Origin of the sequence: Anabaena sp. UHCC 0204, assembly GCF_009711975.1 — a bacterium.
Taxonomy (GTDB): Bacteria; Cyanobacteriota; Cyanobacteriia; order Cyanobacteriales; family Nostocaceae; genus Dolichospermum.
This window is the reverse complement of the sequence record NZ_VIKW01000001.1, coordinates 336,446-344,565: the sequence shown is the minus strand read 5'-3', so window position 1 is coordinate 344,565 and position 8,120 is coordinate 336,446. Positions and strand designations below refer to the sequence as shown.

At 39.0% G+C, this 8,120-nt stretch carries 8 protein-coding genes; 2 read left to right on the top strand and 6 right to left on the bottom strand.

Features of this window, described 5'->3' with window-relative positions; all coding sequences use genetic code 11:
- Positions 1-299 precede the first annotated feature (299 nt).
- Positions 300-857, bottom strand: coding sequence for a DUF4168 domain-containing protein (locus tag FJR04_RS01550; protein ID WP_371717153.1), 558 nt, complete (start codon positions 855-857; stop codon positions 300-302).
- A gap of 187 nt (positions 858-1,044) precedes the next feature.
- Positions 1,045-2,031, bottom strand: coding sequence for a DNA polymerase III subunit delta (holA, locus tag FJR04_RS01545; RefSeq protein ID WP_168491126.1), 987 nt, complete (start codon positions 2,029-2,031; stop codon positions 1,045-1,047).
- A gap of 82 nt (positions 2,032-2,113) precedes the next feature.
- Here holA and FJR04_RS01540 point away from each other — a divergent pair, with 82 nt between their 5' ends.
- Positions 2,114-2,902 carry a DUF1868 domain-containing protein gene (locus tag FJR04_RS01540; RefSeq protein ID WP_174763487.1) on the top strand — a complete coding sequence of 263 codons (789 nt, stop codon included), beginning with the start codon at positions 2,114-2,116 and terminating at the stop codon, positions 2,900-2,902.
- A 119-nt stretch (positions 2,903-3,021) separates the two neighbouring features.
- Here FJR04_RS01540 and FJR04_RS01535 read toward each other — a convergent pair whose 3' ends face one another.
- Positions 3,022-3,618: a DUF3318 domain-containing protein gene (locus FJR04_RS01535; protein WP_168491124.1), complete on the bottom strand. Its 597-nt coding sequence runs from the start codon at positions 3,616-3,618 to the stop codon at positions 3,022-3,024.
- Between the two features lie 66 nt (positions 3,619-3,684).
- Between FJR04_RS01535 and FJR04_RS01530 the strand changes: the two genes are divergently transcribed.
- Positions 3,685-3,930 (top strand): hypothetical protein, encoded by a 246-nt coding sequence (locus FJR04_RS01530; protein ID WP_168491183.1) that lies wholly within the window; start codon positions 3,685-3,687, stop codon positions 3,928-3,930.
- A 74-nt stretch (positions 3,931-4,004) separates the two neighbouring features.
- Here FJR04_RS01530 and FJR04_RS01525 read toward each other — a convergent pair whose 3' ends face one another.
- The 3 genes from FJR04_RS01525 to FJR04_RS01515 form a co-directional block, all read right to left on the bottom strand.
- Positions 4,005-5,582, bottom strand: a complete 1,578-nt coding sequence (locus FJR04_RS01525) for an iron uptake porin (RefSeq protein WP_168491122.1) — start codon at positions 5,580-5,582, stop codon at positions 4,005-4,007.
- 419 nt (positions 5,583-6,001) lie between these two features.
- Entirely contained in the window at positions 6,002-6,679 is a 678-nt protein-coding gene (gene phoU, locus FJR04_RS01520) for a phosphate signaling complex protein PhoU (RefSeq protein ID WP_168491116.1), read from the bottom strand.
- Positions 6,680-6,700: 21 nt separating this feature from the next.
- Complete coding sequence (locus FJR04_RS01515; protein ID WP_168491114.1) at positions 6,701-8,020, bottom strand: cell wall metabolism sensor histidine kinase WalK; 1,320 nt, start codon at positions 8,018-8,020, stop codon at positions 6,701-6,703.
- Positions 8,021-8,120 lie beyond the last annotated feature (100 nt).

Genomic DNA, 8,120 nt, shown 5'->3' with positions numbered 1-8,120 from the left:
TCAACCTCTCCTTTTTCTGTCAAGGGTTTTTTAAATCTTGTTTTTGAGGGGGTGGAACTAGTGGATAAAAGCTTTATGGGAAAAGGAGTCTATTGAAAATTTGTCAGGGATGACTACCCGAACAAAAATAGATTTTGCGCCATTTGAAGCTTTTCGCTGCACGATTTACCCAGGATTAATGGGAGATTAACAGATGAATTTATCATTTTTCTCAGGGTTGATCTTGTTGCTCATGAGTTTAGCTATTCTTAATTATTTTTTGTTATATTTTACCAACGATTAGCTCCATATACTTGCATTTATTTAGAGGTAGATGTCTTTTGTAAACGCAGTAACGTATTATAAAGTTGTCGTTTCAAAGTATTGTTGTTTTGTATTTCTAAAGTGATTTTATTGAATTTTTCAACGGTGAGGCCACTATTCTTGTCCTCAACTATTTCTTGAGAATTTTTACAGTAATTGACAGCAACATCTTTTGCTTTGTTGGGTAGTTCATTGATACTTGTAGGATCATTACAATTCACTAGGGGGATCTCTTTGCTACCAATAATTTTTTTAATTTCTTCAAAAGCTTGTTGACGGACTGGCTCTATTCTTAATACAGCTTTGGCATAGTTAGTTAATTCTGTATTATTGATATTGGCAGTTTGAGCGGTTACTTTCGTATTGAAACCAAAAGTACCAGAAATCAAGCTTGCAGTGGCAACAGTTGCCAAAATCAAGGTTTGAGAGACAATTTGCAATCGTTTGTGTAAATGAACACTGTAAATTTCCAGCATATAATAGGTGACACAGAAAGAAAATAGGGAAGATGATAATAGGTCTGAATTATTTTCTGAATCAGAAGTTCCAATCACGGTTGAATCTATATAGGGTTTGCTGAAAAGTCTTTTCGTTAAGGCCAGGAGTCAGGAGTTAAGAAAGAAGAACATTTTTCTCTTCTTTTTCCTATTACCTGTCAATTGTCATTGATTTATCTAGGTTTTTGGTTTATGTGGCTTACGCTACGCTATCAGCAAGCCATCTATTATATAGATGGGTAGATCAAATACGCTGACATATTTGACAGAGTTCTATTATTTTAGTTTGTAGTGTTGAAGTTTCGGATGCACCTTGCTTGAGGTTTACTTCTAACTCTAATAGTAGAGGTAAGACAGAGATGAGTTTCTGGAGGGGGAGGGATTTCACTTCTTGTTGCAGGAAGTAGATGCGTTTAGGATTGTTTATTTCAGCAGCTTGAGCGATCGCTTGCGGATTGCGTTCACCACTTTCCATAATCATTTTTACCAATAACCAGGTGCGAAATTGACCAATAAGTGTGGCAACTATGCGTAAACCTGGTTCAGCGGCATTGATGAGATCACCTAAAATACCTAAAGCTTTTGGAGTATCGCCATTTCTGATGGCTGTTGCTAGTTGTAAAGTATTTTGAGTTGTATTCCTCACTAACTCAGATACTGTATTCACATTTAAAGGTTTACCGCTACCTTCCGTATAGAGACGTAATTTTTCTAGTTCATTGTAGAGAAGACGGGTATCATTGCCTACTGATTCGGCTAATAGTTCTGCTATTGGGAGAGTTAATGTCATCCCCACAGATTGAGCAGCTTGTTGAACTGATTTGATAATTAGTTCTGTTTTCCAAGGGGGAATGAGGGGAAATTCGCAGAATGTAGCGTACTGTTTGAGGAGTTTTGTACTTTTGAGGCGTTCATCGGGTTTATTGCGACTGGTTAATAGTAAAGTTGAATCTGCGGGAATCACCTTGAGAGTGCGTTGTAATTCTGCTAAGACTTGATCTGGACAATTTTGGCAAACATTGGTGTTAATGAGCCACACCAACCGCCCACCAGCCCCAAATGGAGGTGTCATAGCCTGGTTTAAAGCCTGGACAATAGCATCGGCTTGATCTGGGGGAAATGAGGTGTAATTAAAACTTGTCCATAGGGGATCAAGTATGCGATCGCGCAAAATTACTACGGTTTTTTCCATAGCAAAATCATCTTCACCCCAATAAACATAGATTGGCATAGCAACTCAAAATTTAAAATTAATTTCGTCAAATCGAGTAAATTTCCCTACAATCTATCAAGAGAGCGCAAGGTGATAAAGATTGGACGACAACTACCAAACCTATTTAAATCGGGTAGCACGCATGACGCTACCAGAAGCTTACAAAACCCAAATTCAGCATATTCAGGAATCTTCCAAATTCCGGTTTCATGCTGGAGTCAGAGAAGCTGCACCTTTTCCGGGCTATACGCTGATTACCCCACCAGCAGAAGAAGATCCAAATAACGCTGCTTTTTACAGCCAAATAGAAGCCTATCAACAGCAACTCTTAGAGCTACCCATTTGTAGTGATTTGATTGTACCTGTTCCTCCTGCTAGTTTTCATGTGACGGTGGCAGATTTAATTTGGGATAGTGCTTTTCTTCATGCTTGTGAAAAAAATCCCCAATTTGCTGAAGACTTGAACTTTCAATTAAGTGAGAGATTTCAACAATATCAGCAATTGATGACAAAGGAATCTGATCCCATATCTTGGCAAATGTTGGGATTAATTGTCATGCCCAGGGCGGTAGGCGTATGTTTAGTACCAAAAGATAAACGTTCCTACGAGGAAATTATTCAATTCCGCAGGATCATTTATCAAAATCGCACATTAATGGGTTTGGGTATTGAGCAACATTATCATTTTACAGCCCATGTGACATTAGGATATTTCGGTGAAATTCCCCCAGAATTAGACCGAGTTAACCTCAGCACCATATTTTCTGAGTTTAATCAATCATTGCTGTTAAATATGCCAGATTTTCTCATTAAAAAGGTGGAACTGCGAAAATTTGACAAGATGACCCATTATTATCGTCAACCAGACTGGCCGAGTTTGGATTTTTAACTATTCGCCGTAAGTCCCCCACTGAATTTGGTACTCCGAATCAGTGGCGGGATATAAGGCTGGTGATAAAGATTGCATTTAGCACCGCAGGGCGGAAGTCAAAAGTCAAAAAACTTATTCTATAGGCTTTTTAGTGACACTGTTGACAAACCTGCGATCGCTTTCAAATTTTGACAACGAATTAATTCACTAAAATTTAAACCAGAACGCCCTTCTATTTTCCCTACTGTCTCAATTGCTGTTAATAACTGTTGGGCGGCTTCGGTTTCTGAATAACCCCGTCTTTGGGCGATTTTAATAGCCGTTGTATCAGCATTTAATTCTGATTCCTGGGATTTATTTATTCGCCAAATTCTCATAGCCGCTAAAGCAGTTAATCCCCCGGCTATTACCACACCTACTATATCAGCCTGGACTGCTTCCACTATTCCCCCTGCAAACCCTACCAAGATCACACCTTGATAAATATGAGGTTGCAACCATTTTACACCTGTTAACCAGCAAACCATCTGTAACAGTAGTAAATCCCGTTGAGGCTTTGTCAACCGTCGCCACAAATCAAAATTAATATATATCGGTCTTTCTTGACTAAAAGGCAGGGGAAAATCAGCATCTATCACCCGCTTTTGTTCGGGTTTACTGACGATTTTAGTCATCATTCGCCCAGAAGCAGGCATTACATCTAACAACCGACGAATTTCAATATTTGGCTCCATAGCATCCATTATTAGTCATAATATTATGTATATTCATTGATTACTAAAATTACACTTTATATTGACATGGACGCTTTTGATCCGAATCCGCCAGAATGGACAAATCAGGCAGTACACGCATATCAATTTCATTGTCCTAAATGCCACGCTAGTAGTCGAGAAGCTATCAATGTGTGGTTAAATAGGCGATCGCCTGTAACTACCCCAGATCGTCGTCGTAAGTGGCAAGAATTCTATCATTGTCATTGCGATTTTGTCTGGTGGGCTTGGAGTAATGATAGACCACCAACAGATTTATCTGAGCAAAAATAGAGTTAAAAAATTTAGGGGTTTAGCATTGCTAAACCCCTAATACTAAAAACTAGCTACGTGAACTTCAGTTGATTCTAGAAGCTGAAGGTAGTCCGCACAGTACCGACATAAGTAGTTTTGTTAGTATCATCATGTTCAGGATTGAAAATCACTAACAAACCAGGAGTGATGAGAATATTGTCAGAAATCTTCATCTTGTACAAACCTTCTAAATGATAAGAAGTGTTTGCATCTTTGGTAAATGCACCACTAGCACTGGTAACTTTAGGTGGTTGACCGAAGATTAAACCTAAAGTATTACCTTCTTTACCAAAATCTTTCACGGCTAAAGTAGTCGCCCAATGCCAAACATCTGCATCTCCAGAACCACTTGCCAAACTAGCATTTGTATAACCAGCCCAACCACCTAATGTAATCTTAGAACTAGGTTGGAAACTAACTTCTAAACCATAGTTATCTGATTCAGTTCTACCAGCCAAAGGATTATTAGCTCTACTACTACCTGTGCTACCAAATAAGCTAGGAGTAGCTTGATAGGAACGGGCATAGGTTAAACCAACTCCGAAAGCTTTGTTAGGCTTGAGAGCTATTTGACCAAAGAAGGTATTATCGCCATCGAATAGTCCTCTTTCGGCAATAGGATTAGCAGCACTATTTCTGTTACGAGCAAAATAAGCTGCACTTAGGGTAAAAGCTTGACTGGGCTTAACGTTAACCGTAATACCAGCACCATCATTAGCGAGACGATAGATAGGGCTGAAACGTCCGTAGCGAGATAAAGCACCTGAACCACTACTTTTAAAGTCAGGGTTGAAAACTTCTACGTTTTCATTCAACTCAGCACCAACAGCATCAATCTTGACGTTGATTCTATCACTCAAGTTGAAAGCGTAATTAACTTTGTCAACAGTTACATTATTAGTACCATCAGTGTCATGACCTAACCGAGTCATGTTTGTTTCTGTAACTCCACGGTTAGAAAATATATTACCTGCATTTAACCGTGTTTGCAACTTATCTTTACCGGTGAAGCTGCTTTCTAAGCTTAAACGGACACGATTACCAAAGGTAGTATTAGATTCTAAATCACCACCACTAACGTTTTCATCTCCAAAAGGTTGAGATAGGGTGAAAAGAGCTTCTCCTTTGAGTTTAGTAGTAGTAGAAAACTGATTAGCTTCTAATTCAGATGTTCTTGCTTCTAAAGCATCTACTCTACCGCGCAGAGTTGCTAGTTCAGCAGAAAATTCTTCTTGTAAACGCTGTAAGGTAGCTAAGTCTTCTCTGCTTACCATGTCAGCAGTAGCTGTAGCAATGAGTTCATTAACACGATCTAAGCAAGCATTTAGACCAGCGGCAAATTCATACCGACTCAAAGCGCGATTACCACGGAAAGTGCCGTTAGGATAACCAGCTATACAGCCATAGCGTTCAACTAAAGATTGCAAAGCTTGAAACGCCCAATCTGTAGGTTGTACGTCGGAGAACTGAGAAACAGATGTTACCTGACCCAGGTTATTAGACTCTTTGGATAATTGAGCAACACTTGTAACTTGGTCGTTAACTTCAGCAGCAAAGGAACTGTTACCAGCCAATAAAGTAGAGGCAATAACGGGGCTGACTTTAAGGATATTCCAGAAAGCTTTTTTCATAAATTCCAATCTCTCTCACACCTAAACGAAACACAACTAGTGGTAAAGTCCAATCTCAGGGATTTACACATAAATGTTATGTGGTGATTGTACATTATCAATGGCAATTAACACAAGTAAAAATTCAATTTTTATACAAAGTTATGAATTATTTATGGATAGGTAAAGGCTGGATGATCCTCTGTTTATGAAGTTATTGTTTTAGTGCTTCTGCAAATGACTGTATTCAAAGTTTTATATTTACTAGCATGGTTTTGAGACCTCAGTTATATCTTGATGAGTAACATATAGGACTAATATTTGATTTTTGTTCGTGTAGCGTAGCCATTAAAATATGTAGGGTGTGTTAGCGTAACGCACCCTACAAATAGTTAGATTTTTTCAAATTTCAAATACTATTGCTATATAAGTCAATGTTCTTATGAACGTTGACCAGTTACTATATACGTAACTCGTTGAGCAATATTTGTAGCATGATCTGCCATTCGTTCTAAACAACGAATTGCTAGGGTTAACAGTAAAATTGGCTCAATCACTCCGGGTACATCTCGTTGGTGAGCAAAACTTTGATAAAGATAATCATAAGCATTGTCAACAGCATCATCTAAATGTTTCATTCGTTTGCCACTTGTTTCGTCCAATTCTGCTAAAGCAACTAAGCAAGTTGCTAACATTGCTTGGGCGTGTTGAGACATAATGGCAATCTCTGGTAGAGAACTATGGGGTGGATAAGGGAAAATTTTAATGGCAATTTCTGCCAAATCCTTAGCATAATCCCCAATTCGTTCTAAATCACGAACTAATTGCATGAAAGCACTCAAGCACCGCAAGTCCTGCTCAGTCGGTGTTTGGCGCATAATAATGGTGGTGCAGTCCGATTCTATTTGTCTATAAAAGCGGTCAATTTTTTTATCTAATCGGGGTATTTGTTGAGCGGCTATTAAGTCACGGGCAAATAAGGCTTGGTGACTAAGACGAAATGATTGTTCTACTAAAGCACCCATGCGGAATAAATCCCTTTGCAAACGCATAATAGAGCGTTTTATTTGTGGTGTTTTATTGTTTTGAGTATCAAATACAGCTTTTACACTGGTCATATCAAAAGTGTATATATTTTTTTAACTATAGTCTTGTCTAGGTGAGTTTGTCATGGTTTGCAAAAAGTGAATTTGTAGCCAAGCACCGCCGGTTTCTGGATGATTCATAGCCTTGATTAAACCACCGTGAGCGATCACTATTTGCTGAACAATGGCCAAACCTAAGCCACTACCGACGATTCCTGTTGTCGAATTTACTTCATTGACTGGTGAACGATGACGGGCTTTATCCCCTCGATAAAATCGTTCAAACACATGGGGCAAATCTGCAATAGCAAAGCCTACACCGGAGTCAATGATATTTATTTCCAACATTTGGCCGTTATTAGTAGAAATTATTTTAGTGTCAATATGAATAGTAGTACCAGGGGGGCTATATTTAATGCTATTATCTAGCAAGTTGACAAATACCTGATAGATGCGAGACTTATCTGCTTGAATATAAATGCTTTCTAGACCAGAATAGGCGATTTTTAAAGATAGACGTTGGGCAATTGGTTCTAGTGTTTCCCATGCTGATGTGATGAGCGATCGCATTTCCACCATTTCTAAATTTAACTGCATAGTGGGGTTATTTTCCATCTGCGTCAGTTCCAACCAGCTTTGTACCAAATTAATCAGCCGGTCAACTTCTTGAACCAGCCTATTAACCCAACGATCTAAGGGTGCTTCTAAACGGGTTTGCAGAGTTTCCGCGACTAGTCGAATCGCCGTCAGAGGTGTTCTGAGTTCATGGGCTAAATCAGAAAAAGAGCGATCGCGTTCTTGCTTCATATCTAGCAAAGGCTGGCAATTTTCCAAAAATACCCCCACTTGTCCTGTCGGTAAAGGTAAACTAGAAGCCCGCAAAAACATGGACTTTAATTCTGTCATCACCTTAGCATCCTCACAAGAAGGGTGAAAAACCCATTCCTGGACTTGGGGCTTTTGCCAATCACGAGTTTGTTCAATCAACTGATCCAATTCATAAGACCTGACTAACTCTAGCAACAAACGCACCTGTCCCGGTTGCCATCTTTGGAGATATAAAATTTCCCGCGCTTGCTGATTACACCACAACAGTTGATTTTCCTCATCTACTTGCAAATATCCCAGCGGTGCAAAATCTAGTAATTCTCTATACATAGATAATGACCGCTGCAAATCTTCTCGCTGTCTATTCACCATAGATATTTCCTGCCGTACACGAGGTCTCAGCAGAAGTTTAATATTGGTAATTTTATGGGAATGAGAACTTAACGGTTGCAGTAATCCCTCTAAATAGCGGTTGAGATTAACTTGTTGCCAAACCCAAACACAAAGGCCGACAAATAAACCTAGAAAAAACCCCAGTAAAAACATTGAAATCCCTAGTTGCTGTGTGATTACTCAAAACTAACAACTATCTTCAACAATTATCAAAATTGCTGCAACACCCCCTCCCTCAACAAGGTGTTAAAGA